The sequence below is a fragment of the Bordetella muralis genome (genome assembly GCF_054781015.1).
Map to the genome: position 1 here is coordinate 1137914 of NZ_BAAGVF010000006.1, position 26510 is coordinate 1164423.

Below are 26510 nucleotides of genomic sequence, written 5' to 3' on the forward strand. Positions count from 1 at the left end.
CCGCATGCCGGATGTCGAGTCCGGTCTGCGGGGCTTTTTTTTGAGCGGGCCGCCAACACGGCACAGTGTGGGCTGCTTTTTCCTGAAACTTGATTGTCTGCGCAGGGCCGTCTCGTGAAAAAACAGCCCGCGCCCTGCTCATCGCTCAGTGACTGAAAGCCTGCACGGCCTTGAACAGCATGTAGGCCGACAGGGCGAACAACAGGCAGGCAAAAACCCGCTTCAACGTGCTGACCGGCAATCGGTGCGCCATACGGGCGCCTGCGGGGGCCGTCAATACGCTGGTAGCCACCAACGCCAGCAAACCGGGCCAATAGATATAACCCAGCATACCCGGCTGCGAGATGCTCTGGCCTAGGCCCGAGATGATATATCCCGCGCTATTTGCCAGCGCAATCGGAAAGCCCAAGGCAGCCGACGTCGATACCGCCGCATGCAGAGCGACGTTACACCACACCATGAAAGGCACGGACAGAAAGCCGCCCCCTGCCCCCACCAGGCCGGATATGAACCCTATCCCCACCCCCGCGGCGGAGGTACCGACGATGCCAGGCATTTGACGAGATGGTTTGGGCTTGGAGTTACGCAGCATGTTCCAGCCCGAGTAACTGACGAACAAGGCGAAAAACAGCGACAGCCAGGCAGTGCTGATCGCGGCAAATGCCGCGCCGCCCGACAACAGGCCGCCCACGATAATGCCAGGCGCCATGGCGAGGACGATCTTCCACTGGATGGTGCCCTTGCGCTGGTGCGCCCGCACACTCGATAGCGAAGTGAACAGAATCGAGGTCATCGACGTGGCAATCGCAGCATGCACGATCAAGTCTGGTTGCATGCCATTCCAGGCAAACAACATCGTCAAGAACGGCACCAACAACATTCCACCGCCGATGCCCAGCAACCCTGCCGCAAACCCGGCAACCGCCCCCAACGCCAGCAAGCACACCACTAGCACGACATTGACATCCACTTCGACCTCCTCTTCGTTAACGACACACCTGAGACCATCGCAGCATGTGCCGTGACTCAGGTAACAACGCAGTCCCCTCCGGACGGCGGATCAAATCATCTGATGCGCTCAAGCTGCATCGTGGCATTGCACCAGGAAACGCATCGAGCGATCCCGGTTTATAGCGTAATGACGGACAACGCGTATTGTCCGTCATGGCATTGGAAAGTACATTGCGCCAATCTGCCCGTTGTGGCGCCAGATCATGAGCGACGCGCCGTCTCCGTCATCAAACTACGTCTCGGAGGACGCGATAATCCCTCCACCCAGGCAGACATCTCCGTCATACAACACCGCCGATTGACCGGGTGTCACAGCCCATTGCGCTTGGCTGAACGACAACTCGAACGCGCTCAAGTCGGCCGACACCACACGACTGGCCGCATCGGGCTGCCGATAGCGCGTTTTGGCACCGTAATCCTTTGCCTCGGGCGGCCGGCCCGCGATCCAGCTGGCATCGAGCGCCTGCAAACGGTCTGACAAGAGCCAGGGATGATCATGGCCTTGGACGACGTACAACACGTTGCGCGCCAGATCCTTGCGGGCGACATACCAGGCGTCCGCCGTACCGTCGTCGCGTTGACTGCCTTTGACACCGCCCACGCCCAGGCCTTTGCGCTGACCCAGGGTATAAAACGATAAACCGTGATGGCGTCCGACCCGTTTGCCTTCTGGCGTCAGGATATCGCCCGGCTCAGTCGGCAAATAGCGATTCAGAAACTCGCGGAAAGGCCGTTCACCGATAAAACAAATGCCGGTGGAATCTTTCTTGGCCGCGTTGTGCAAACCGATTTCGTGCGCAATGCGCCGGACCTCGGTTTTATGGATTTCGCCCAAGGGGAATAACGTGCGCGACAGCTGCGCCTGGTTCAGGCGATGCAGAAAATAACTCTGGTCCTTGCTGCCATCCAGGGCTTTTAGCAACTGGTATTCGGGGCCGTGCTGACCCTCGACGGCGCGCACGCGCGCGTAATGCCCGGTCGCGATGTGGTCAGCGCCCAGCGTCATGGCATGATCGAGGAACGCCTTGAATTTGATCTCGGCGTTACACAAGACGTCGGGATTTGGCGTACGCCCTGCGGAATACTCACGCAGAAATTCCGCAAAGACGCGGTCTTTGTATTCGGCAGCGAAATTGACGTATTCGAAATCCACGCCGACCAAATCGGCCACACTGGCTGCGTCCAGCAGATCCTGGCGGGTCGAGCAGTACTCGGAATCGTCGTCGTCTTCCCAGTTTTTCATGAACAGGCCGATGACCTCGTAACCCTGCTGCTTGAGCAGCCAAGCGGTTACCGAAGAGTCAACGCCGCCGGACATGCCGACGACGACGCGGCCTTTGCCGGAGGGAGAATGGGAAGTTAAAGACATGATGACGGGATTTTATCGCGTCTTGCCTGATTCCCTTGTTTGTATTCCCATGCGGATAACAGGGTGTTTTTGTTTCAGTGAGCCCGCCGAGGAAGTCTGATGCTCAATGCCGTGCAAGCATCCGCAACCTGAAGACAACGTGAGCCGCGTGTTGGCGGGCAAATGCCATGCCGGCCCGTAGAGCCCGCCGAACCTGCCTTGTCAGGCGGGGGGGCAGTCGGCTGGGCATGTTTGAGCGCAGCGAGTTTGCCCAGCCGCCCCGCCTGGCGAGGCAGGTGAAGGGAAGTCTGGCCGCGCAGGCGGCCAGACCGGGCGATAGGGCCGGCATGGCATTTGCCCGCCAATACGCGGCGCTTTAAGAACCCAGAATTACACATGCCACCAGCCCTATGCGCAAAGACCTATTCACCCCCGCGCCGCCAGCCTCTCATCCACCACTTCAATCCAATGCCGCACCGGCACATCCGTCCCACTCTGCAGATGAGACACGCACCCAATATTCGACGAAACAATCACCGACGGCTCCGCCTGAGAAATCGCCGCAAGCTTGCGAGCCCGTAAGGTCAACGCCATCTCCGGATTCAGCACCGAATACGCCCCCGCCGACCCACAGCACAGATGCGTATCCGCAAACGGCTGCAACTCAAAACCCAAATCACGGAGCAGCCTTTCACTCAACGGACGCAACCCTTGCCAATGCTGCAAGGTACATGGCGGATGAAACGCCGCCCGCCCGCCCGGCGCCAGTCGCGCACGCAGCACCTCAGCATGAGGCGCAACGATTTCCGCAACGTCTTTGACTAAAGACACAATATGTTCCGCACGACTAGCGTAATTGGCATCATGGCGTAAATGGTGCGCGTATTCCTTCACCATCGCACCGCAGCCAGACGCATTCATCACAATCGCTTCAACGTTGCCCGCTGCGATCAGTGGCCACCACGCATCGATGTTGGCGCGCATCTGATCGAGCGCGTCTGCTTGCGCATCGAGGTGAAAATTCACAGCGCCACAGCATCCTGCGCCAGGTGCCAATCGCGCACCAATGCCTATCGCATCGAGCACGCGAATCGTCGCGGAGTCAATGGTCGGCATCATGGAGGGCTGCACACAGCCAGTCAGCATCAACACCTGGCGTGTGTGCTGTGCCACAGTGGGCAGCTGCCCAGGATCACGACGCACGGGAACCTTGCGCTTGAGCGCATCCGGCAACACATGACGCAGCGCCTGCCCCAGACGCATCGCAGGGCCGAACAACGACGAATTAATGCCTTTGCGCAACACCAGGCGGCGCATACGATCCGACCAGGATCGGCTGACTTTCTGGTCGACGAGATGGCGGCCGATATCGATCAGGTGCCCGTACTGCACACCCGACGGGCACGTGGTCTCGCAGTTGCGGCATGTCAGGCAGCGGTCCAGATGCTGCTGCGTAGCCTGCGTCGGCTCGGCGCCCTCCAGGACCTGCTTGATCAAATAGATACGGCCGCGTGGACTGTCGAGCTCGTCGCCCAACACCTGATAGGTGGGACACGTCGCCGTGCAAAATCCGCAGTGCACGCAACGACGCAGAATGGCGTCGGCTTCGCGGCCCTCATTCGTGTCTCGCACCCAGGAAGCTAAATTAGTCTGCATGCTGCGCTATAGCTCCAACACCATTCGGCCAGGATTGAATAATCCCGCAGGATCCAGTTCTTGTTTCAATCGCCGTGTGATGGCGGCAACACCGGACGATAGGGGATGAAAGACCCCATCGGCCGGAATCGCACTGCCGGCAGAGCGGAACAACGTGGCATGCCCGCCCAATTGCTCCGCCCTCGCCCGCACGGCCTGCGCATCGAGATTGCCGCTCAGCCAACGCTGGCCACCGCCCCACTCTACCAAGGTCGGCACGCCAAAGTCCTGGGCCGGTGTGGTCGGAGGCAACGCGACGCGCCACAGCGGTCGATCTTGTTTGAAAAAAGGATGCACTTGTTCGCGCAAAGACGTCCACCACAGATGGGCTTGCTCGGCGTCCAACTCGTCACCGCCTATGCTTGCCTTGGCGGCACGGATGGCGGGCGGTGCCCCCGACAGCCGCACGGTGACATAGCCTGCGGTGTTGGCGTTGCCGGCAGCGTTGACCATATTCGCAGCATCAGCACCAATGGCCGCGTTGGCGCCATGATCCGCCTGTGCAGTGCCAGCGTCGTATCCATCAGCGGGACTCCAGCTCGTCGCCGAGATCGCCAACGGTTGACTACGCCATTGCGCAAAGTACGTCAGCGCCTCTTGCTGCGTCGCCTCGAATCGCAAGCTGCATTCTTCGAAGGGTTTGGGCAGGACCTTGAGAGAAACGTCGACGATCGCTCCAAAGATGCCCAACGATCCCGCGAGCAGGCGCGATACGTCGTAGCCTGCCACGTTTTTCATGACCTCTCCGCCAAAGGACAAGAGACGGCCTTGTGAATCCAGCAGACGCGCGCCCAACACGAAGTCACGCACGCTGCCTGCCGTCATGCGGCGCGGCCCCGCCAAGCCCGCCGCCACACATCCGCCGACCGTGGCCGTGGCGCTAAAATGGGGCGGCTCGAACGCCAGCATCTGGCCTTGTTGGGCCAGTTCGGCCTCGAGCATCGCCAGCGGCGTGCCGGCACGCACCGTCACGACGAGCTCAGACGGCTGATAATTGATGATGCCGTTATAGGCGGTCATATCCAACAGGCAGTGCCCGTCTTGCGGCGTCACCGGGCGGTGGTTGCCGTAAAACGATTTGCTGCCGCCGCCACAGACGAATAACGGCTTGTGACCGGCGTGCGCGGTCATGACCTGATCACACAGCTCAGACAGAACGAATTCCATACGCGCCGGGCCTAAAAGCGCGAGAGATCAGGAAAGCGCAGCTCTCCGCCGTGTACATGCATCTTGCCGTATTCGGCGCAGCGTGCCAGGGTCGGAATGACTTTTTCAGGGTTTAACAGACCGGGCGGATCAAACGCCCGCTTGACAGCCAGGAATGCCTCCAGCTCATCACGCGAAAATTGCACGCACATTTGATTTATCTTCTCCATACCCACCCCGTGTTCCCCAGTCAGGGTGCCTCCTACTTGCACGCACAATTCGAGAATTGCCGCGCCAAATTTTTCTGCCCGCTCGACCTCGTCGGGCTTGTTTGAATCAAACAAGATCAGTGGATGCAGATTGCCGTCGCCCGCATGAAAGACATTCGCGCAACGCAGCTCGAACTCGTCTTCCATCTGCTCGATGGCACCCAGCACGCGCGCCAGATGACGGCGAGGAATCGTGCCGTCCATGCAATAGTAGTCAGGCGAAATACGCCCTGCTGCAGGAAAGGCATTCTTGCGTCCGGCCCAGAACAACAAGCGCTCGGCCTCATCGCGCGAGACTTGCAAACGCGTCGCGCCTGCCTGGCCAAAGATCGCCTCCATGCGCTCGATTTCGTGCGCGACCTCTTCGACCGTGCCATCGGACTCGCACAGCAGAATGGCCTGGGCCGTCACGTCATAACCGGCCTTCACAAAAGGCTCGACCATTTGCACGGCGCGGCGGTCCATCATTTCCAGGCCGGCAGGAATGATTCCAGCCGCAATCACGTCGGTCACGGCCTGTCCGGCGGTCTCGACACTGGAAAAACTGGCCATGACGACCTGGGCACATGCGGGCTTTGGTATGAGCTTGACGGTGATTTCCGTCACCACACCCAGCATGCCTTCGGAACCGATGAACAAGGCCAGCAGATCCAGACCCGGCGCATCCGGCGCCTCGGATCCCAACTCGACGACCTCGCCATCTACGGTAACCACACGCACTCGCAATACGTTGTGAACCGTGAGACCGTACTTCAGGCAATGCACGCCCCCGGAGTTCTCCGCCACATTACCGCCGATGGAACATGCGACCTGGCTGGACGGATCGGGCGCGTAATACAAACCATGAGGCGCTGCAGCCTCGGAAATCGCCAAGTTGCGTACACCAGGCTCAACCACCGCCGTGGCGCTGACGGGATCCACGCGCCGAATGCGGTTGAATTTCGCCAGGCCCAGCAGCACACCTTGTGCGTGCGGCATGGCGCCGCCGGACAGACCTGTTCCTGCGCCGCGCGCCACGATAGGAACACTCAACCGTTTGCAAACTCGCATGACGGCAATGACCTGCTCCTCGGTCTCGGGCAGCACCACGATAGGCGGCAACGCCCGGTAGAGAGACAAGCCATCGCATTCGTAAGGACGCGTGTCCTCCTCGCGATGCAGGATGCAATGCGTGGGTAACACACCGCGCAGCGCGTCCAGGACCGGACTCGCGGAAAACGATTGCTCAGTGTGACGCAAATTGGGCTCAACCAATGAGTTCATCTCTACACAATAGCGTGTCGCTATCAATCGTGGCAGAGCGGATTTACCCGCATCCGCCACATCATCCTTGTCCAAACCGGCAGCTCTACAAGCCGCGGCGCCACGGTCTACCAGTTGATGATTTTGCCGGGGTTGAGGATGTTATTGGGATCGAAGGCGTGTTTCAGGCTACGCATCAGCGCCAGCGCGTCTTCGCCGTGCTCTTCTGCCATGAATTGCATCTTGTGCAGGCCGATCCCATGCTCGCCCGTGCACGTGCCATCGGCTGCAATCGCACGTCTGACCAAATTGTGATTAATCGTTTCCGATTCCCGCCACTGCGCCTGATTGTCGGGATCCAGCAACATCAGGACGTGAAAATTACCGTCCCCGACGTGGCCGACGATCGTATAGGGAAAGCTGGCGCGGTCCAGTTCGTCAACCGTCTCGCGCACGCAGTCAGCCAGACGCGAAATAGGCACGCACACATCGGTCGTGCTCGCCCGGCAGCCCGGCCGCAGTTGCAGGCCTGCAAAATAGGCAGCGTGCCGTGCCGCCCACAATCGGCTGCGATCCTCGGGACGCTCGGCCCATTCGAAATCCATGCCGCCATGATCGGCCGTAATGCCTTGCACGATCTCGGCTTGTTCTTGCACGCCCGCCGGGCTGCCGTGGAACTCGAACACCAGCAAGGGAGTCTCGCGCAGCGTCAGTTTGCTGTGCAGATTGACCGAACGCACGGCGGCCTCGTCCATGAACTCGACGCGAGCCACCGGCACGCCCATCTGGATGATCTCGATCACGCTTTGCACCGCGTCGTTCAACGACGGGAAATTGCAGATCGCAGCGGACACCGCCTCGGGCTGCGGATACAGGCGTACCGTGACTTCGGTAATGATGCCCAGCGTGCCTTCGCTGCCGACAAAGATACGCGTCAGGTCGTAGCCCGCCGAGGATTTGCGGGCGCGGCTCGCGGTGCGAACGATACGGCCATCGGCCGTCACCACCGTCAACGACACCACGTTTTCGCGCATGGTGCCGTAACGCACCGCATTGGTGCCCGAGGCTCGTGTAGCCGCCATGCCACCCAGACTGGCATCGGCGCCCGGGTCAATCGGGAAAAACAAACCGGTATCGCGGATTTCTTCGTTCAGCTGCTTGCGTGTCACGCCTGCCTGCGCCGTCGCGGTCAGGTCTTCCGCATTCACCACCAGCAACCGGTTCATCTGCGACAGGTCAATACTGATACCGCCCTGGATCGCCAGCAAATGTCCTTCTATCGACGACCCTGCGCCATAGGGAATCAGCGGCACGCGGTGTTCATTGCACAACCGCGCGACCGCAGCTACCTCTTCGGTGCTTTGCGCAAAGACCACCGCATCGGGCAGCATAGGCGGATACGGCGACTCGTCGCGTCCGTGATGCTCGCGCACAGCCTCGGCCACAGAGAGGCGATCCGCAAACCGCTCGCGCAGCGCATCCAGACAGGCAGCGGGAACAGGTCGGCGCAAGGATTCGGTATGGGCAGGAGCATTCATGGCAGGCAACGGCGTAGAAAGTAAAAAACCTATTCTACGCCTTGCGCGGCCTCATTTCCCCACAACTGCCGCGGCCAGCCGCCGGGCTTTCACCGCACCGGCGAGCCGCTCCAATACCGCCACCGAAGCATCCCAATCGATGCAGCCGTCGGTGATGCTCTGGCCGTACACCAGCGGCTCTCCCGGCACCATATCCTGGCGGCCGGCGACCAGATGGCTTTCGATCATCAGGCCGACAATACGCGTATCGCCTGCTTCGAGCTGACGCGCGACATCGTCCGCAACCAAGGGTTGGTTCTCCGGTTTTTTGCTGCTGTTGGCATGGCTGGCATCGATCATCACGCGCTGCGCGAGACCGGATTTCGCCATATCCGCGCAGGCTGCCGAAACACTGGCCGCGTCATAGTTAGGCGCCTTGCCGCCGCGCAGAATAACGTGGCAGTCCTCGTTGCCAGCCGTCGAGACGATGGCCGAATGCCCGCCTTTGGTCACCGACAGGAAATGATGGGGCTGTGATGCCGCCTTGATCGCGTCCACGGCGATCTTCACATTGCCATCCGTGCCATTCTTGAAACCGACCGGACACGACAGGCCGGAAGCCAGCTCGCGGTGAACTTGGCTTTCGGTCGTACGCGCCCCGATGGCGCCCCAGGACACCAGGTCGGCGATGTATTGCGGCGTGATCATGTCCAGAAATTCGCAGCCTGCCGGCAGCCCCTGGCTATTGATGTCCAGCAACAACTCACGGGCGACACGAATGCCGCGATTGATGTCGAAACTGCCGTCCAGGCCCGGATCGTTGATCAGCCCCTTCCAGCCCACAGTCGTGCGAGGCTTTTCGAAATACACACGCATCACGATTTCCAGCTCGCCCTTCAGGCGATCGCGTACGGGCTTCAGGCGCTGGGCGTATTCCAGGGCGGCCTTGGTGTCGTGAATCGAACATGGCCCGATGACCACGATCAGACGGTCATCCATGCCATGCAGAATGCGGTGCATCGCCTGTCGCGCGGCGAATACCGTTTCGGATGCCTCCTGGGTGCAGGAAAACTCGCGCATGACGTGCGAGGGCGGATTCAGTTCTTTGATTTCGCGGATGCGAAGATCGTCGGTGTTGTGTGACACGAGAGACTCCTGGGTGACCCACCAGGCTGGCGGCACAAAAAAGCCGCCAGGGCAGCTGGCGGCTTTTTTAAGGAATTTTGTACGACTTTAGTTTAAGTGCGTCCCTTCCTCCGCCAGCGGCTTCAGAAAACCAAAAAAATAAAAATAAAAAGCGGGGGACGCGAATTTCATAGGGAGGGACTCTAGCACAAATTTCCAAACATCGTCTACGACTTTTGAAAACCAGGGGGCTTCAGGGATCGGACGGCCATCCCATCCCCGGCACAACATCCCCCCGGCCGCTGATCAGGCGGTTCCGCCGACTGTCAGGCCATCCATGCGCACAGTAGGCATCCCGACCCCAACCGGCACGCTCTGGCCGTCTTTACCGCAGGTGCCGACACCGGAATCCAATTGCAGGTCATTGCCGATCAAGCTGACCTGGTTCATGGCATCCGGTCCGTTGCCGATCAAGGTCGCGCCCTTGACCGGGTAGGTGATCTTGCCGTTTTCGATCATGTAGGCCTCAGAGGCCGAGAACACGAATTTACCGTTAGTGATGTCGACCTGCCCGCCCCCGAAGTTCGCGGCATAAAGCCCGTGCTTGACCGAGGCAATGATTTCCTCAGGCGGCGTCTGGCCTGCCAACATATAAGTGTTGGTCATGCGAGGCATGGGCAGATGAGCAAAGGATTCTCGCCGGCCATTACCTGTGGCGGACGTTTTCATCAGCCGGGCGTTCAGCGTGTCCTGCATGTAGCCGCGCAAAATGCCGTCTTCGATGAGGACGTTGCGTTGCGTGGCATTGCCTTCGTCATCGATATTCAGCGAGCCACGACGATCCGGCAGCGTGCCGTCGTCGATCACGGTCACGCCCTTGGACGCGACGCGCTCGCCAATGCGGCCCGAAAACACGCTGGAACCCTTGCGATTGAAATCGCCTTCCAGGCCATGGCCGACGGCCTCATGCAGCAAAATGCCCGGCCAGCCCGAGCCCAGCACCACCGTCATTTCGCCGGCAGGAGCGGGACGCGCTTCCAGGTTGACCATGGCCTCGTGCACGGCGCGTTCTACATAGCCTTGCAGGATCTCGTCCGAGAAATAGGCCAACCCTGTGCGGCCGCCGCCGCCGGAGTGCCCCATCTCGCGACGGCCATTACGCTCGGCGATCACGGTCAGAGACAAACGCACCAGCGGGCGCACATCAGCAGCCAAACGGCCATCGCTGCCCGCCACCAGAATCACATCATATTCCGCCCCCAGGCCAGCCATGACCTGAATGACATGCGGATCCCGCGCGCGCGCCATCCGCTCCACGCGCTCAAGCAATGCGACTTTGTCCGGGGCGCTCAGTGTCGTCAGCGGGTCCAGGTCGGCATACAGGCTACGGCCAGCCAGGGGAGGAACCTGGGCTGCGACTTTGACCTTGCCAGCGCCACGGCGGGCAATGCCGCGCACCGTACGAGCCGACGACAACAAGGCATCCGGCGACAGGGAATCGGAATAGGCAAACGCGGTTTTCTCGCCGCTGATGGCACGCACGCCCACGCCCTGCCCGATCGAAAAACTGCCGGTTTTCACGATACCTTCTTCGAGGCTCCAGCCTTCGCTACGGGTATATTGAAAATACAGATCGGCGTAATCGACCTTGTGGGTGAAAATTTCCCCTAGCGCGCGCGCCATGTCGGACTCAGTCAAGCCCCAGGGGTCCAGCAATAATGACTTGGCCGTAGCCAACGATTGGATATCGGGATCGATCAGGTTCATAAAATCTCTGTTTTACAGGACTCGGTGGCGCAACGCAGGCAGCGAGGCGCGCACTTGCGTCAGGCGCTCAGGCTCTATCGTACCGCTGACCACGCCTGGCCCCTCGGGTAACACGTCAATTATCTCGCCCCACGGGTCAATCAACATGGAATGCCCCCAAGTGCGCCGGCCATTGACGTGATGCCCACCCTGGGCGGCCGCCAGCACATAGCATTGGTTCTCGATGGCACGTGCACGCAACAATAATTCCCAATGGGCTTTCCCTGTAGTGTAGGTGAAGGCGGCCGGCACCAAAATCAAGTCCACCTGGCCCAACGCCCGATAAAGTTCGGGAAACCGCAGGTCGTAACATATCGACAGCCCGACACGCGCCCAGGGGGTCTGCACGGTTTGCACGGCGTCTCCGGGGCGAATCGCAATCGATTCGTCATAAGCCTCCGCGCCGCGTTGAAAATTGAATAAATGGATTTTGTCGTATCGGGCGGCGGACTTTCCGTCTGGCCCATAAACAAACGTGGTATTGAACACGCGCCCGGCATCCGGACACGCCAGAGGCAGGGTGCCGCCTGCCAACCAGATCTGGTGTTTGGCAGCCTGTTCGGCCAGAAAGTCTTGAATCGGCCCGGAACCGGGTTGCTCCTTAATCTCAAGTTTTTGCAGATCAGCGGTTCCCATAAAACAAAAATATTCGGGTAATGACACCAGCCTTGCCCCCGAATCAGCTGCCATTTCAATTAATTCGCCAGCCTGGCGCAGATTATCCTGCACGTCCGGGCTGGAAACCATCTGAATAGCAGCTACTGATATCGAATTCAATTTGGAGTTACTCATTCACCACCTACTTTTAATGCGATGAGCTTGACTCACCTATCCATTTATGGGTTATTTTAGGTATTATTGGTGATATAGCCGTATCAAAACAATATCCGGCACAATATCCCTATTCAAAAACTGTCTGATTATTCGTCAGGACCAAGTCATGCCCCGTGAAACTTACGCCACCTTGCAAGCCAAAATAGAAAAAGAAATCAGCAAGTTGCAGAAAAAAGCTGAAGCACTCCAAACGAAACGCCGTAAGCCGGTGATTGCCTCGATTGTGTCTTCCATGCGTGAATACAATATCACTCCGGAAGAAATCGCTGCAGCATTCAGTGGTGCTGCCAAACCCCCCCGCGCCTCCGGCGGCCGCAAGGCCTCGGCACCCACGGCAGCCAAGCGCCAAGTGGCTCCCAAATACCGTCACCCCCAGAGCGGTGAAACCTGGAGCGGCCGCGGCAAAGCGCCTCGCTGGCTCGCTGCCGAAGAAGCCGCCGGCAATAGCCGCGAAACCTTTCTCATTACCGAATGAATTACTGCCCCAGGCCACCCCTGGGGCAGTAATTTCGGACCAATCCCAGTTTTAATCCGTCCCTAAATCCTTGAATAAATCGGCTCGCCTAAGCTGCGCCGTGACATAGTCCGACATATTACATAGGGATTATTCCCCGCGCGGTTCAGCCTGATTATTGCTGTTAATGGAAAACAGTTAACGATTAACGGGATATTCGACTTCGCGCTCCGATCCATTATTCCCGGGAAAATTATCGAATATCGCCCGCGTCAAATAGGGCATGGTGCGCACGAGGTTCTCCCGGCCACTCAAAATATAGGCCGACGAACGGTAAACTTCCGCTCCCTTGTTGGCGTTGTCGTAAATTTCAACCGTCAAACGATTACGATAGGCCACGGTCGGCACGTCTACCCAGCTAGGCCCCCAATAGCCTGGGCCCCACCATGGCGGCCCATAAAAGCCGCCGAATCCGCCATAGAAATAAGGATCGTACGGCTGCCGCGTCATGACTTGAGTTTGCTCAGTGCCGTATTTGAATGACACATTAAACCGCGCTGAGGCGCCCGGTGGCGCTTCGACCAAACCCGTAGGCCCGATACTGGCGCGCATCGCGTCCTGGTAAGCCTGATATTCGAGATTATTCGCCTGGCCGGGCGTGGCGTCCACAAACCGATAGGTCGCCCCCACCACATCAGAGGGCCAATGCTGGAACGACGTCACTCTGGCCTGTACTGTCGGGGTGGCGCATCCCGTCACCAGAATGGTCGCTGACAACACGGTGGCCACACCCGCCAGACGGCACAGGCCTAGCCATTTGCGGGATTCAAACATAGCGGGTCTCCTAGAGGCCCCAGGGCCGGGCGTGGATCCGTCCAGCGTCTCCGTGGGCACACGAAACTCATCATACCTGGGCAGACTTCGACATCTCCGGCGAGCAAAAGTTTTTCAACTGGATATTTCTATCCACCGAATGCCTGGCAGCCTACTACTACAATAGGGCATTACCTATTCTGATCCGATCTAGGCATGCGCACCGAAACGCCTGTAACCGTATATCGCAAAGATTATCAGCCCTACCCCTATGCCATCCCGACGGTGGCTCTGGCGTTCGACCTGGATCCCGAAGCCACCCTGGTGCATAGCACGCTGCAGGTCGAGCGCAAAGCGGACGCGCCGGCCAACGCGCCGCTGGTCCTGGATGGCGCCGAACTCGAATTAGTGTCGCTGCACGTCGACGGCAAACCCTGGCCGACCGAACAGTACACGCTGGATGACGCGGCCTTGGTGTTGTCAAATCTGCCCGCCCAGGCGACGGTCGAGATCGTCAGCCGTTGCCAGCCCAGCGCCAACTCCACCCTGATGGGTCTGTATGTGTCGGGTGGCAATTTCTTTACCCAATGCGAAGCCGAGGGTTTTCGCCGCATTGCTTATTTTGCCGACCGGCCCGACGTCATGTCGCGCTATCAGGTGACCTTGCGGGCTGGCGACGCGTACCCCGTGCTGCTGTCCAACGGCAACTTGCTGTCCACGCGGACCCTGCCCGACGGCCGCCAGGAAGCCCAATGGGAAGACCCCTTTCCCAAACCCTGCTATCTGTTTGCCCTGGTGGCCGGGCAGCTCACACACCGGGAAACCACCGTCAAGACGGCGTCCGGGCGCCCTGTCCTGCTGCAGGTCTATAGCGATCCGGGCGCCGAGGATCGCACAGAGTGGGCACTGGAGTCCCTCGTACGTGCGCTGCAATGGGACGAAACCCGATTCGGGTTGGAACTGGACCTGGACCGCTTCATGGTGGTCGCCGTGCGCGACTTCAACATGGGCGCCATGGAAAACAAAGGCCTGAATATCTTCAACGCTGCCTACGTGCTGGCCGACCCGCACACGGCGACAGATGCCAATTACGAGGGCATCGAGGCAGTCATTGGCCATGAATATTTCCACAACTGGACCGGCAACCGCGTCACGTGCCGTGATTGGTTCCAGCTCAGCCTGAAAGAGGGTCTGACGGTTTTCCGTGACCAGGAGTTCACTGCCGATATGATGGCGCGCGGCCTGGACGCGGCGGCTGCGGCCAGCGCCCGTGCCGTCAAGCGCATCGACGATGTCGTGACGCTGCGAGCGGCCCAGTTCCCCGAAGACGCGGGCCCCATGGCGCACCCGATTCGCCCGGAAAGCTATCAGGAGATCGGCAATTTCTACACCGCGACGGTGTACGAAAAAGGCGCCGAGGTCATCCGGATGCAGCATACGCTGTTGGGCGCAGAGGGATTCCGTGCAGGGATCGACGAGTATTTCCGCCGCCACGATGGCCAGGCGGTCACGTGCGATGATTTTGTCGCCGCCATGGAGTCGGTCTATACCCGCTTGAACCCGGGCCGCGACCTGTCCGTATTTCGTCGCTGGTATCGCCAGGCGGGTACGCCCCGCGTCGCGGTAACACTGGATTACGATGCCGCGGCACAACGTTGCACGGTAACGTTGAGCCAGAGCTGCCCGCTGGTCGGCGTGGAAAAACGCGCAGGTGGCGACTACGTCAAGGCGCCTTTCCACATCCCCTTTGCCCTGGGCTTGCTCGACGCCGAGGGACGCGCCCTGCCGCTGCATCTCGACGGCTCCTCGCAACCACAGGACACGGCGCTGCTGGAACTGACCGAGCCCCGTCAGCAATGGGTATTCGAGAACGTTCCCGCTAAACCGATTCCTTCATTGCTGCGCGGTTTTTCGGCGCCTGTCATTGTGGAGTACGACTGGACGGATGAAGAGCTGGCGCTGCTCTCCGCTCACGACCGCGACCCGTTTGCCCGGTGGGAAGCCGGCCAGGAACTGGCAACTCGCCAGATTTTGGCCCTGGCGGCCCAGCATCAGGCTGGTGCGCCGCTGCAGGTCAACGCCGCCTTTATCGACGCGTGGCGCGCCTTGCTGACAGATCCTGCCCTGGATGCGGGCTATCGCGCACGCGCTTTGGCCTTGCCCTCGGAAAAGACCCTGGCAGAGCGTCAGGAAGCCATCGACCCTCCTGCCCTCGCAGCCGCTCGGGACTTCCTGCGCAGGGAGTTGGGACGGCAGTTGGCGGCGCAATGGCGCGAGGCTTTCGACGCCAACCAGACGCCTGGCACCTACAGCCCCGCCCCTGGCCCCGCCGGCCAGCGCGCCCTGAAAAATCAGGCGCTCGGTCATTTGATGGCGGCCGAGGTCGGCGGTGCGCAGGCGCTGGCCCAGGCGCAATTCGACCAGGCCGGCAACATGACCGACAGCCTGGCCGCGCTCGGCGCCCTTGTGAACTACGCCCCTGGCGAGCTTGCGGCGCAAGCGCTGGACACGTTCTATACGCGCTGGAAAGACGATCCACTGGTCATCGACAAATGGTTCATGCTGCAAGCCACTGCCTTGAGCAGCAATGTCGACAGCGTGCGCGCGCTGATGGCTCATCCCGCCTTTACGCTGCGCAACCCGAATCGCGCTCGAGCGCTGGTTTTTCAGTTCTGCCTGAACAATGCGCGCGGGCTGCATCGGGCTGATGGCGCTGGTTACGACTATTGGGCCGAACAAGTCCTGGCGCTCGACGCCCTGAATCCTGAGATCGCTGCCCGCCTGACGCGTGCGCTGGATAACTGGGCACGCTTCGTGCCCGAGTTGCGCACCCCCATGCAAGCGGCGCTGCAACGCGTGCGCAACCACGCCGGCTTGTCGCGCAACGTGCTGGAGATCGTATCAAAGGCCCTGGAGTTTGCGGCCTAACACCACGTCACCGAGGGCGCAGATGTCCCGGCCCTCGGTCTTGCCCCCTGCCTGCTTATTCGCGGCAGCTTGTGCGGCTCACCTGTTTTACGTTGATTACGGAGATCCCTCTTGAAACGCAAAACCCTTACCCAACACCTGGTCGAGCAGCAGCGCTCTGCCCAGGCCCTGGCGCCGGAAGTCCGGTTGCTCATCGAAGTCGTGGCGCGCGCCTGCAAGGCCATCAGCCACGCTGTCAGCAAGGGCGCGCTGGGCGGCGTGCTGGGCGCCCTGGAATCCGAAAACGTTCAGGGCGAAGTCCAGAAAAAACTCGATGTGCTGTCCAATGAAATTCTGTTGGAAGCCAACGAATGGGGCGGTCATCTGGCGGCCATGGCTTCCGAAGAAATGGAAACCATCCACCTGATTCCGAACCGCTATCCCAAGGGCGAATATCTGCTGCTGTTCGATCCCCTGGATGGCTCCTCGAACATCGACGTCAACGTCTCGATCGGCACGATTTTCTCGGTCTTGCGCGCACCGCATCGCGTGTCCGGTGCGGACGAAGTCTGCGAACAGGATTTCCTGCAACCGGGCAGCCAACAAGTTGTCGCTGGCTATGCGGTGTATGGGCCGCAAACGATGTTGGTGCTGACCATCGGCAATGGCGTCGTTGGTTTTACGCTGGATCGCGAGATGGGTTCGTGGGTGTTGACGCATGAAAACATCCGCATTCCCGAGGACACCAAGGAATTCGCGATCAACATGTCGAACATGCGTCACTGGGCGCCGCCGGTCAAACGCTATATCGACGAATGCCTGGCCGGTAAAACGGGGCCTTTGGGCAAAGACTTCAACATGCGTTGGATCGCCTCGATGGTGGCGGATGTGCATCGCATTCTGACGCGTGGCGGGATCTTCATGTATCCCTGGGATGCGCGTGAACCGGGCAAGGCGGGCAAACTGCGCTTGATGTACGAGGCTAATCCGATGAGCTGGATCGTCGAGCAGGCAGGCGGTGCATCGATTGACGGCAATCAGCGGATTCTCGATATTCAGCCGGAGAAACTGCACCAGCGGGTTAGTGTGGTGCTCGGGTCGAAGAATGAAGTCGAGCGTGTGGGGCGGTATCACGCTGAGGCGTCTGCGGGAGCTTGACGGGGACTCTGGGCGTCGCAGATATGCGGCGTAAGAGTTCTTAAAACGCCGGGGGCCGTCATGTAAAGGCTGCGCCGGCCCTATCGTCCGGTCTGGTCGCCTGCGCGACCAGACTGCCCTTCACCATCCTCGCCAGGCGGGGCGGCTGGGCAAACTCGCTCCGCTACGCTGCGCTCAAACATGCCCAGCCGACTACCCCCCGCCTGACAAGGATGGTTCGGCGGACTCAACGGGCCGGCACAGCCTTTACATGACGGCCCCCGGCTCGCGTTGCCGACGACACTCAGGCCTTCAACAGCCAGCATCCGCGGCATGCCTTCATGCGAGTCCCTGTCGGGCGCCTGGAAGCCACACCGGGCCGTTGAGCCGCGATTTAGCCCGCGAAGCGGGCCGAGGCCCCTGGTCATGGGCCGAGTCGCGGCGATAGGCCCGGTGTGGCTTCCAGGCGCCCGACAGGGACGTCTTCACAGAGAAGACCTATGCACCCAACTGACTGGCAGATTCGAATCGCATAAAAAAGACCCAAGCAAGCAACTACCCGCTCGGGTCTTTCTTTAATACACAAAGCCAAGACTACTTAACTTCTTCGATGGTCTTCACATCGTCCTTGTTAACTTGCACTCTCTGGCCGTTTTTATCGTACTCGTAAAAGCCAGTGTCCTCGTTATATTCAGGCTTGTCAGAAGTCATAACCTGACTGCCATCGCGCTTTTGGATCACTGAGGGCGTTGAGCATCCAGCCAGAACAGCGATTCCGGTAATGGTCGAAGCGAGCATCAGGGTTTTGAATTTCATATAGCGGTAACTCCGTCAATCTTGAACGAAGCTTCACTTTAGGTCGTAACCCCGCCTATTCCGTGACCGGATGTGGCCAAAATGCATAAGACTGTAATGACACCGCCCGGGCGGGCGGTGTCATAAAACAGCCTGCAACGCCTCTTACACCTTGGCGTTCGCCTCAATGTAGCGTCGCACCAACTGTGCGTCGCAATCCATGACCTCGACTCGCTGGGGCAAGGACTCCAGATCGGCCAAGGCCGCCGGGGGTTCGACCCTTTTACCCAGGGCGGCTTCGATAGTTTCGGAGAACTTCGCGGGCAAGGCGGTTTCCAGGACCAGCATTGGCACGCCTGGCTCCACATGCTCGCGTGCGACTTTCACGCCGTCGGCGGTATGGGGATCGATCAATACGCCGGTTGCTGCATGCGTGGCGCGAATCACGGACAAGCGATCGTCGTGCGTGCTTGTACCTGCGACGAAGCCATACTGCGATTCGAATGCGGATTTGAGCGAGGACAGATCAAAATAGCCATCGCGCGCGAGATCGGCCCACAGAGCCTTGACACGTTGCGGATCGCGACCGACCAAGTCGAACACAAAGCGCTCGAAGTTCGACGCGCGCGAGATGTCCATGGAGGGACTGGAGGTCGCGTAGGTATGCTCTGCGCCGCGAGGACGGTAGATGCCCGTGCGGAAGAATTCTTCGAGCACGTTGTTTTCGTTCGTGGCCAACACCAGACGGCGTACGGGCAAGCCCATGCTGCGGGCGATGTGGCCCGACAGGATGTTGCCGAAATTGCCCGACGGCACGGCGAACGAGACTTGTTGGCCGCGGCCTGTCGTGGCGCGCAACCAGCCGTGGAAGTAGTACACGACCTGCGCTGCAATCCGCGCCCAGTTGATGGAATTCACTGCGCCCAGACGATATTGGGTCTTGAACTGCAGATCGCCGGCCAGTGCCTTGACGATGTCCTGCGCCTCGTCGAACACACCGCGCACGGCGATGTTGTGAATGTTCTCGTCTTGCAGCGAATACATTTGTGCGCGTTGGAACGCGCTCATGCGGCCATGCGGCGACAGCATGAACACCGATACGCCGCGTTTGCCGCGCAGGGCATATTCCGCAGCCGACCCGGTATCGCCGGAGGTCGCACCCAGAATGTTCAATGTCGCGCCGCGTTGCGTCAGGACGTATTCGAATACCTGGCCGAGGAACTGCATGGCCATGTCTTTGAAAGCCAAGGTGGGCCCTTCAGACAAGCCCAATAGTTGCAAGCCACCATCCAGCGGCCGCAAGGGCACGATGTCTGCGCTGCTGAAGATGCCTTCGCGATACGCGGCACGCGTCAAGCGACGCAGGTCGTCGGCGGGAATGTCGGTCGCAAACGTCGATAGCACCTCGAAGGCGAGATCGGCGTAGGACAGGCCGCGCCAGGATTCGAGCGTATCGGCAGAGATTTGCGGCAGCGTTTCAGGAACGGCTAATCCGCCATCGGGCGCGAGGCCCTCCAATAGGATGTCGGTGAACGCTTGCGGCGCCATGCCGCCGCGGGTAGAGATATATTTCATCGGGAGCCTCGAGAAACCTCGATATTCATGCCGGAAAGATAAAGGAACATTGTCAATTCAAGGTTTCTACGCGCAGGCGCGTGACGCTGGAACGTACAAACGGCAGTTGTTCGATACTGTGGATGGCTTTGTCGACGTTGCCTTCGGTGGCTTGATGCGTCAGGAAAATGATGTCGGCGCCACCGATGTGCGAGGGTTGCTGGATCATCGAGCCGATGGAGATTTCGAGATCGGCCAGCACACGTGCGATATCGGCCAACACGCCAGGCTGATCGTCGACGCGCAAACGCAGGTAATACGAGGTACTGATCTGATCGATAGGCAGAATGGCCAGATCCGACAGGGCGTCAGGCTGGAATGCCAGGTGCGGGACGCGGTTACCCGGATCGGCGGTATGCAGACGCGTCACGTCAACGAGATCGGCGACCACGGCAGAGGCAGTAGGCTCCTCGCCCGCGCCCTGGCCGTAGTACAGCGTCGGGCCGACGGCATCGCCACGGACCAGCACGGCGTTCATCGCGCCCTCGACATTGGCCAGCAGACGCTCGGCGGGCACCAATGCCGGATGCACGCGCAGTTCGATGCCATCGGCACGGCGCTTGGTGATACCCAGCAGTTTGATGCGATAACCCAGACGCTCGGCGTGGGCGATGTCTTCTTGGGCGAGCTGCGAGATGCCCTCGATGTGGGCTTTGTCGAATTGCACCGGCACGCCAAAGGCCAGCGATGCCAGCAAAGTGAGTTTGTGGGCCGCATCGACACCCTCGACGTCGAAGGTAGGATCAGCCTCGGCATAACCCAGACGCTGCGCCTCTGCCAAGACGTCGGCAAAAGGCAGGCCACGCGAACGCATTTCAGACAGAATGAAATTCGTGGTGCCGTTGATGATGCCCGCGACCCACTCGATGCGATTGGCCGTCAGCCCTTCGCGAATGGCCTTGATGATGGGGATGCCACCCGCGACAGCGGCCTCGAACGCCACCATCACGCCTTGGGCAGATGCGGCGGCAAAAATCTCGTTGCCATGTTTGGCCAGCAAGGCCTTGTTGGCGGTAACGACATGCTTGCCGTTTGCGATGGCCTCGAGCACCAGTTCGCGCGCGAGCGTGTCGCCGCCGATGAGCTCGACCACGATGTCGACATTGGGGTCACGCACCAAGGCCTGCACGTCGGTGTCCACCGGGATGGCCTCGCCGATACGGCCGCGCGCCTTGGCTACGTCACGCACGGCGATGCGGCTGATCTCGATGCGACGTCCGGCACGGCGGGCGATTTCTTCGGCGTTGCGGGTGAGCACGCTCCAGGTGCCACCGCCCACGACACCTAAGCCCAACAGGCCAATCTTGATGGGTTTCAGGTCGGCGCCCGGATGAACTGCCCCGGAGGCGGGCTGGGTACTTGCAGCGTTTGTCATTTCCAATTTCCAGAATACGGTGGCTGGTCTGTGATGCCGGGATCGGCAACAACCAGGTTCATTTCAACAAGCCGTCCTTGCGGAACATTTCTTTGATACCACGCACCGCCTGACGCGTGCGTTGTTCGTTTTCAATCAGGGCAAAGCGTACGTACTCGTCGCCGTATTCACCAAAGCCGATGCCCGGCGATACGGCGACCTTGGCGTCGGATAACACGCGCTTGGAGAATTCCAGGGAACCCATGGCTCGGTATGGCTCGGGAATCTGCGCCCAGATGTACATGGATGCTTTGGGGATCTCTACGTTCCAGCCGGCCTCGTGCAGCCCGCGCGCCAGCACGTCGCGGCGATTGCGGTATTGCTCGACGACCTCGTTGACACAGTCCTGCGGGCCGTCCAGGGCGGCAATAGAGGCCACCTGAATCGGCGTGAACGTGCCGTAGTCGTGATAGCTCTTGATCCGCGCCAGCGCATTGACCAGGTCACGATTGCCCACCATGTAGCCGATGCGCCAGCCAGCCATGTTGTAGCTTTTGCTCATGGTAAAGAACTCGACCGCGACATCGCGCGCGCCCGGGACCTGCATGATGGACGGCGCGACGTAGCCGTCAAAGCAGATATCGGCGTAGGCCAGATCGTGCACGACCAGGATGTCGTGCTCCTTGGCCAGCGCCACCACGCGCTCGAAAAACGACAGGTCGACACATTGCGCGGTCGGATTGCTGGGGAACCCGAGAATCATCATCTTGGGCTTCGGAATCGACTCGCGAACTGCGCGCTGGAGTTCTTCGAAAAAATCCACGCCCGGCGTCATACGCACCGAGCGGATATTGGCGCCGGCGATCACCGCGCCATAAATATGGATGGGATAGCTGGGATTGGGCACCAGAACGGTATCGCCGCGATCCAGCGTCGCCAGCATCAAGTGCGCCAGGCCTTCTTTCGAACCGATGGTGACGATGGCCTCGCTATCCGGGTCAAATTCGACGTCATAGCGGCGCTGATACCAATCACAGATGGCTTTGCGCAGGCGCGGAATGCCTTTGGACACGGAATAGCCGTGAGTGGTGGGCCGCAACGTGGCCTCAACCATTTTGTCGACGATGTGTTTGGGGGTAGCGCCATCAGGATTGCCCATGGACATATCGATGATGTCCTCGCCCCGCCGACGGGCGGCCATCTTGAGCTCGCCGGTAATGTTGAACACATACGGGGGCAGACGCTCGATGCGGGAGAACTTCCTCATGGGGGACCATTCCTTGATATGGGGCGGGATGACGCGGATTTGCAGCGCAGCAAAACTTAGTAATCTAGCGCATGCAGGCCCCGTCGGCAAATTGACACGTTCTGTCCCTCTACCGGTAGTTACCCGGCAACAAACCGACATCCCGATGCGCTATTATCGGAAGCATCAAGTTGGAGTTTTTATTGAAGCTGCACACCGACCCAGCATCGGCCCTGAATACCGTCACCGCCTACGGTGATGGGTACATTGAAGTCAACCAGGTACGATTTTCCCATGCCGTCGCCTTCGGCCCCGAAGGCACGGTCTCCGAATGGCCTGTCCAAGGCGCCGCGGACATTACCGCGCCTCTTCTGCAACAAGCCGCCGGACTCTCCGAGGCCAAGCGCGACCCGCTGGCGTTTCTGGACGAGCCTGAAACCGGCACGCTCGCAAAGGGTATCGGCCCCGAGGTGCTGCTCGTCGGGACAGGAAGCCGCCAGCGCATGCTGAGCCAGGACGTCCTGCGCCCGCTATTGGCGGCCGGTATCGGGGTCGAAGTCATGGACACCCAGGCCGCCGCACGCACCTACAACATCCTGATGGCCGAGGGCCGACGCGTGGTCGTCGCCCTGCTGCCGACCCAAGGAGATCTCCCCACATGACCACGCTCATCGGCAAACCTGCCCCTCTCTTTACCGCTGAAAGCACCATCGGCCCGATCAGCCTCGAACAATGCCAGGGCCGCGCCGTGGTGCTGTATTTCTACCCCAAGGACAACACCCCGGGCTGCACGACCGAGAGCCAGAATTTCCGCGATCTGCATGCCGACTTCCTCGAGGCCAGCGCCGTCGTGATCGGGATCTCGCGCGACTCGCTGAAATCGCACCAGAATTTCCAGGGAAAGTACGAGCTGCCCTTCCCCCTCATCGCGGACACCGATGAGGCCGTCTGCAATCTATACGGTGTCATCAAGCAGAAGAACATGTACGGTAAACAGGTACGTGGTATCGAACGCAGTACGTTTCTGATCGACGCTTACGGTAGGCTTGTCCAGGAATGGCGCGGGGTCAAGGTGCCCAATCACGCCAATGAAGTCCTGCAAGCTGCCCGCAGTATTGGTTAAGTCTGTCTGAGCATCATCGTCAGGCGCTAGAGCCGGCCCACCAGGAGAACCCCCTATATGCCGCTACCCAAGTTGCCCTCCCGACCCGCAGCTATCCTGACATTCCCCTCGGGCGAAACCGCCCGACCCAAAGCCCGACCCAGCAAAGCTGCGGGAACGGCACCCTCGGCACGCGCCGAGGCGGTCAACACCCTCCCTGTACAACCCGAATTAGACGGCCTCAAATCCCAGGCCAGCGCACCTGCAACGGTACCTAGTATTGCCCCTGCGCCCGTGGCGGCCAAATCGCGCACAACTCGCGCAGCCAAGCCCGCCGCCCCGGCCCGCAAACTCAAAGCTCGCGCCCAGTCCGAGGTACGCAAGCTGTTCGTGCTGGATACCAACGTCCTGCTGCATGACCCGAGCTCGCTGTTCCGTTTCGAGGAACACGATATCTTCCTGCCCATGATGACGCTCGAAGAGCTCGATCATCAAAAGAAAGGCATGTCTGAGGTCGCGCGCAACGCGCGCCAAGTCAGCCGTTCGCTGGACGCCCTGGTCAATGACGCCGAGCAATTGGACGAAGGGCTGGAACTCAGCGCGCTGGGCAACAAGGACGCCACCGGCCGGTTGATGTTCCAGACCACGGCGATCCACAGCACGCTGCCCTCTGACTTGCCGATGGGCAAGGCCGACAACCAGATTCTGGGCGTCGTACGCGCGCTGCAGGAAAAATTCCCGCAGCGCGAGGTGGTGCTGGTGTCCAAGGACATCAACATGCGCCTGAAGGCCCGCGCCCTGGGCATGGCGGCCGAAGACTACTACAACGATCACGTTCTCGAAGACTCGGATCTGATGTACTCGGGCGTGATGCAACTGCCCGAGGATTTCTGGAATCGCCATGGCAAGGACGTCGAGTCCTGGCAACAAGGCGGCACCACGTTTTACCGTATCCATGGTCCGCTATGCTCGCAGTTCATGGTCAATCAATTCGTGTATTTCGAGGGCCAGATGCCCTTGTATGCACAGGTTCGCGAAGTCAGCGGCAAGACCGCGGTACTGGCTACGTTGCGCGACTATACCCATGGCAAAAACAACGTCTGGGGGATTACCGCACGCAACCGCGAACAGAATTTCGCCATGAACCTGCTCATGAATCCCGACTGTGACTTTGTGTCGCTGCTGGGTCAGGCAGGCACGGGTAAAACGCTGTTGGCGCTGGCCGCCGGGATCACCCAGGTCCTGGAAACCAAGCGTTATACCGAAATCATCATGACCCGCGTGACGGTTCCGGTTGGCGAAGACATCGGCTTTTTGCCGGGTACCGAGGAAGAAAAAATGCTGCCCTGGATGGGCGCATTGGAAGACAACCTCGACGTGCTCAACATGAACGACAGCGAAGGCGGTGCCGACTGGGGCCGTGCTGCGACGATGGATCTGATCCGCTCGCGGATCAAGGTCAAATCGCTGAACTTCATGCGCGGCCGTACGTTCCTGAACAAATATCTGATCATCGACGAGGCCCAGAACCTGACGCCCAAACAGATGAAGACACTGGTCACCCGGGCAGGCCCCGGCACCAAGGTCGTCTGCCTGGGCAACGTGGCACAGATCGATACGCCCTATCTGACCGAAGGCAGCTCGGGCCTGACGTTTGTAGTGGATCGGTTCAAGGGTTGGCCGCACGCGGGACACGTCACGCTGCAACGTGGTGAGCGTTCGCGTCTGGCGGATTATGCAGGCGACGTGTTGTAACGATTAAGGCAGTCTGGCGCGCCTCGTCACTGTGCGCCAGACTGCTTCATCACAGACAGGACAAGCAGCAATCGTGCACAGCCCCCTCTACGTTGGAGGGGGCTGTTCTGTTTCATGCTGGACACAGGTGCGATCAAGAGGCGTACGATGCATGAAGAGAGCTGCGATGCCTGCCAGCATTACCTTGAAATAATCATCTAACTATCATGTCTGAATTGCTTCCTGTTGGCATCACCATGGGCGATGCCGCCGGCATAGGCCCGGAAATTATCGTCAAAGCCTGTGCGCAGGGTTTGCGCGCCCCCGTGGTCGTCTACGGCGACGCAGGCGCCTTGCGCCGTGCGGCGGGTCAACTCGGGGCCCGCCTGGACGTGGTCGAAATTGCAGATGCCAGCCAAGCCAGCAAAACGCCAAGCCGCATCGACGTCATTCCCTGCGGCGCCCCGCTGCCCCCCGATTTACCTATTGGAAAAACCAGCGCGGCCGCCGGACAGGCGGCCTACGACTATCTCTGCGCAGCGATCGACGATGCGCAGGCGGGCTTGATTCGCGCCATTGTCACCGCGCCATTGAGCAAGCATTCCATGCATCTGGCAGGCATCGATCAGCCGGGCCACACCGAAATCCTGGCAGAACGGTCAAACACGACCGATTTCGCCATGATGCTGGCCAACGACGAGTTGCGCGTGCTGCTGGTCACCATCCATATGGCGTTGGCGGACGTCCCCAAAGCTGTCACACCGCAAGCCGAGATTCGCGCCATTCGCCTGGCCGATCTGGCTTGCCGGCAAATGGGCATTGCACGCCCCCGCATCGCAGTAGCTGGGCTGAACCCTCATGCTGGCGAAGACGGGAAATTCGGTCGCGAAGACCTGGATGTGATTACCCCGGCAATCGGTCAGGCCCGTGCCGAGGGATTGGAGGTTTCCGGTCCGTGGCCCGGCGACACGATCTTCATGCGGGCGCGACGCGGTGAATTCGATATCGTCGTGGCGCAATATCATGACCAGGGCTTGATCCCGGTGAAGTACCTGGGCGTGGATCATGGGGTCAATGTGACCGTTGGACTGCCTTTCGTACGCACCAGCGTGGATCACGGCACCGCTTTTGATATTGCCGGTAAAGGCATCGCGGATCATGCGTCGCTGGTTGCAGCGTTTGATCTGGCGTTGGCCATGACGCCGTAGTTGTTGCCGGCCACAAACCGATTGGCCTGATGCCGGCCATGCTGATCCGTGCTTGGCTATTAATGACGTCTGCCGATGACCGGCAGACGGTCGCTGGCCAGGCCCGCTACTCGCGAACTGTCGGCCATTGACGGTTAACGGCTGACTCTTACT

General features: G+C 60.1%; 21 protein-coding genes. 7 read left to right on the forward strand and 14 right to left on the reverse strand.

Translation table 11 applies throughout. The features are described 5' to 3' along the window. Nucleotides 1-145 precede the first annotated feature (145 nt). From ACYVIT_RS16185 to ACYVIT_RS16225, 9 genes are all read right to left on the reverse strand, one after another. The gene (locus ACYVIT_RS16185) at nt 146-970 is read right to left on the reverse strand and encodes a sulfite exporter TauE/SafE family protein (protein WP_415808045.1); all 825 of its coding nucleotides are present in this window, start codon (nt 968-970) and stop codon (nt 146-148) included. Nucleotides 971-1243: 273 nt separating this feature from the next. Next, nucleotides 1244-2380 carry a tRNA 2-thiouridine(34) synthase MnmA gene (mnmA, locus tag ACYVIT_RS16190; RefSeq protein ID WP_415808044.1) on the reverse strand — a complete coding sequence of 379 codons (1137 nt, stop codon included), beginning with the start codon at nt 2378-2380 and terminating at the stop codon, nt 1244-1246. A 405-nt stretch (nt 2381-2785) separates the two neighbouring features. Then, on the reverse strand, nt 2786-4015 hold the full coding sequence (gene glcF / locus ACYVIT_RS16195; protein WP_415808043.1) for a glycolate oxidase subunit GlcF: 1230 nt from the start codon (nt 4013-4015) through the stop codon (nt 2786-2788). A gap of 6 nt (nt 4016-4021) precedes the next feature. After that, the gene (gene glcE / locus ACYVIT_RS16200; RefSeq protein ID WP_415808042.1) at nt 4022-5221 is read right to left on the reverse strand and encodes a glycolate oxidase subunit GlcE; all 1200 of its coding nucleotides are present in this window, start codon (nt 5219-5221) and stop codon (nt 4022-4024) included. Nucleotides 5222-5232: 11 nt separating this feature from the next. Next, nucleotides 5233-6732, reverse strand: a complete 1500-nt coding sequence (locus ACYVIT_RS16205; RefSeq protein WP_415808106.1) for an FAD-linked oxidase C-terminal domain-containing protein — start codon at nt 6730-6732, stop codon at nt 5233-5235. A 107-nt stretch (nt 6733-6839) separates the two neighbouring features. Continuing rightward, complete coding sequence (locus ACYVIT_RS16210) at nt 6840-8249, reverse strand: FAD-binding oxidoreductase (protein ID WP_415808041.1); 1410 nt, start codon at nt 8247-8249, stop codon at nt 6840-6842. A gap of 51 nt (nt 8250-8300) precedes the next feature. Next, nucleotides 8301-9374 (reverse strand): 3-deoxy-7-phosphoheptulonate synthase AroG, encoded by a 1074-nt coding sequence (aroG, locus tag ACYVIT_RS16215; protein WP_415808105.1) that lies wholly within the window; start codon nt 9372-9374, stop codon nt 8301-8303. A 285-nt stretch (nt 9375-9659) separates the two neighbouring features. Next, nucleotides 9660-11120: a metalloprotease TldD gene (gene tldD, locus ACYVIT_RS16220; RefSeq protein WP_415808040.1), complete on the reverse strand. Its 1461-nt coding sequence runs from the start codon at nt 11118-11120 to the stop codon at nt 9660-9662. Between the two features lie 12 nt (nt 11121-11132). Next, complete coding sequence (locus tag ACYVIT_RS16225) at nt 11133-11951, reverse strand: carbon-nitrogen hydrolase family protein (RefSeq protein WP_415808039.1); 819 nt, start codon at nt 11949-11951, stop codon at nt 11133-11135. Nucleotides 11952-12099: 148 nt separating this feature from the next. Here ACYVIT_RS16225 and ACYVIT_RS16230 point away from each other — a divergent pair, with 148 nt between their 5' ends. Next, nucleotides 12100-12468 carry an H-NS histone family protein gene (locus ACYVIT_RS16230; RefSeq protein WP_415808038.1) on the forward strand — a complete coding sequence of 123 codons (369 nt, stop codon included), beginning with the start codon at nt 12100-12102 and terminating at the stop codon, nt 12466-12468. Between the two features lie 177 nt (nt 12469-12645). On the opposite strand, the gene ACYVIT_RS16235 is transcribed toward ACYVIT_RS16230, so the two are convergent. Next, entirely contained in the window at nt 12646-13281 is a 636-nt protein-coding gene (locus ACYVIT_RS16235) for a DUF4136 domain-containing protein (RefSeq protein ID WP_415808037.1), read from the reverse strand. A gap of 195 nt (nt 13282-13476) precedes the next feature. On the opposite strand from ACYVIT_RS16235, the gene pepN reads away from it, so the two are divergent. Then, nucleotides 13477-16188, forward strand: coding sequence for an aminopeptidase N (pepN, locus tag ACYVIT_RS16240; protein WP_415808036.1), 2712 nt, complete (start codon nt 13477-13479; stop codon nt 16186-16188). 111 nt (nt 16189-16299) lie between these two features. Beyond that, entirely contained in the window at nt 16300-17325 is a 1026-nt protein-coding gene (locus tag ACYVIT_RS16245) for a class 1 fructose-bisphosphatase (protein ID WP_415808035.1), read from the forward strand. Nucleotides 17326-17898: 573 nt separating this feature from the next. Here the strand turns inward: ACYVIT_RS16245 and ACYVIT_RS16250 are convergent. From ACYVIT_RS16250 to alaC, 4 genes are all read right to left on the reverse strand, one after another. After that, a complete protein-coding gene (locus ACYVIT_RS16250; protein ID WP_094821814.1) occupies nt 17899-18120 on the reverse strand; it encodes a YgdI/YgdR family lipoprotein in 222 nt (73 codons plus the stop codon). A 144-nt stretch (nt 18121-18264) separates the two neighbouring features. Continuing rightward, on the reverse strand, nt 18265-19674 hold the full coding sequence (gene thrC, locus ACYVIT_RS16255; RefSeq protein WP_415805806.1) for a threonine synthase: 1410 nt from the start codon (nt 19672-19674) through the stop codon (nt 18265-18267). 52 nt (nt 19675-19726) lie between these two features. Then, nucleotides 19727-21031, reverse strand: coding sequence for a homoserine dehydrogenase (locus ACYVIT_RS16260; RefSeq protein WP_415806028.1), 1305 nt, complete (start codon nt 21029-21031; stop codon nt 19727-19729). A gap of 115 nt (nt 21032-21146) precedes the next feature. Continuing rightward, complete coding sequence (alaC, locus tag ACYVIT_RS16265) at nt 21147-22334, reverse strand: alanine transaminase (RefSeq protein ID WP_415805807.1); 1188 nt, start codon at nt 22332-22334, stop codon at nt 21147-21149. A gap of 182 nt (nt 22335-22516) precedes the next feature. On the opposite strand from alaC, the gene ACYVIT_RS16270 reads away from it, so the two are divergent. From ACYVIT_RS16270 to pdxA, 4 genes are all read left to right on the forward strand, one after another. Next, a complete protein-coding gene (locus ACYVIT_RS16270; RefSeq protein ID WP_415805808.1) occupies nt 22517-22975 on the forward strand; it encodes an Mth938-like domain-containing protein in 459 nt (152 codons plus the stop codon). Then, on the forward strand, nt 22972-23436 hold the full coding sequence (locus ACYVIT_RS16275) for a peroxiredoxin (protein ID WP_415805809.1): 465 nt from the start codon (nt 22972-22974) through the stop codon (nt 23434-23436). The genes ACYVIT_RS16270 and ACYVIT_RS16275 overlap by 4 nt, the downstream gene beginning before the upstream one ends. A 57-nt stretch (nt 23437-23493) precedes the next feature. After that, complete coding sequence (locus tag ACYVIT_RS16280; protein ID WP_415805810.1) at nt 23494-25170, forward strand: PhoH family protein; 1677 nt, start codon at nt 23494-23496, stop codon at nt 25168-25170. Nucleotides 25171-25376: 206 nt separating this feature from the next. After that, complete coding sequence (pdxA, locus tag ACYVIT_RS16285; RefSeq protein WP_415805811.1) at nt 25377-26357, forward strand: 4-hydroxythreonine-4-phosphate dehydrogenase PdxA; 981 nt, start codon at nt 25377-25379, stop codon at nt 26355-26357. The last annotated feature ends 153 nt before the right edge of the window (nt 26358-26510 follow it).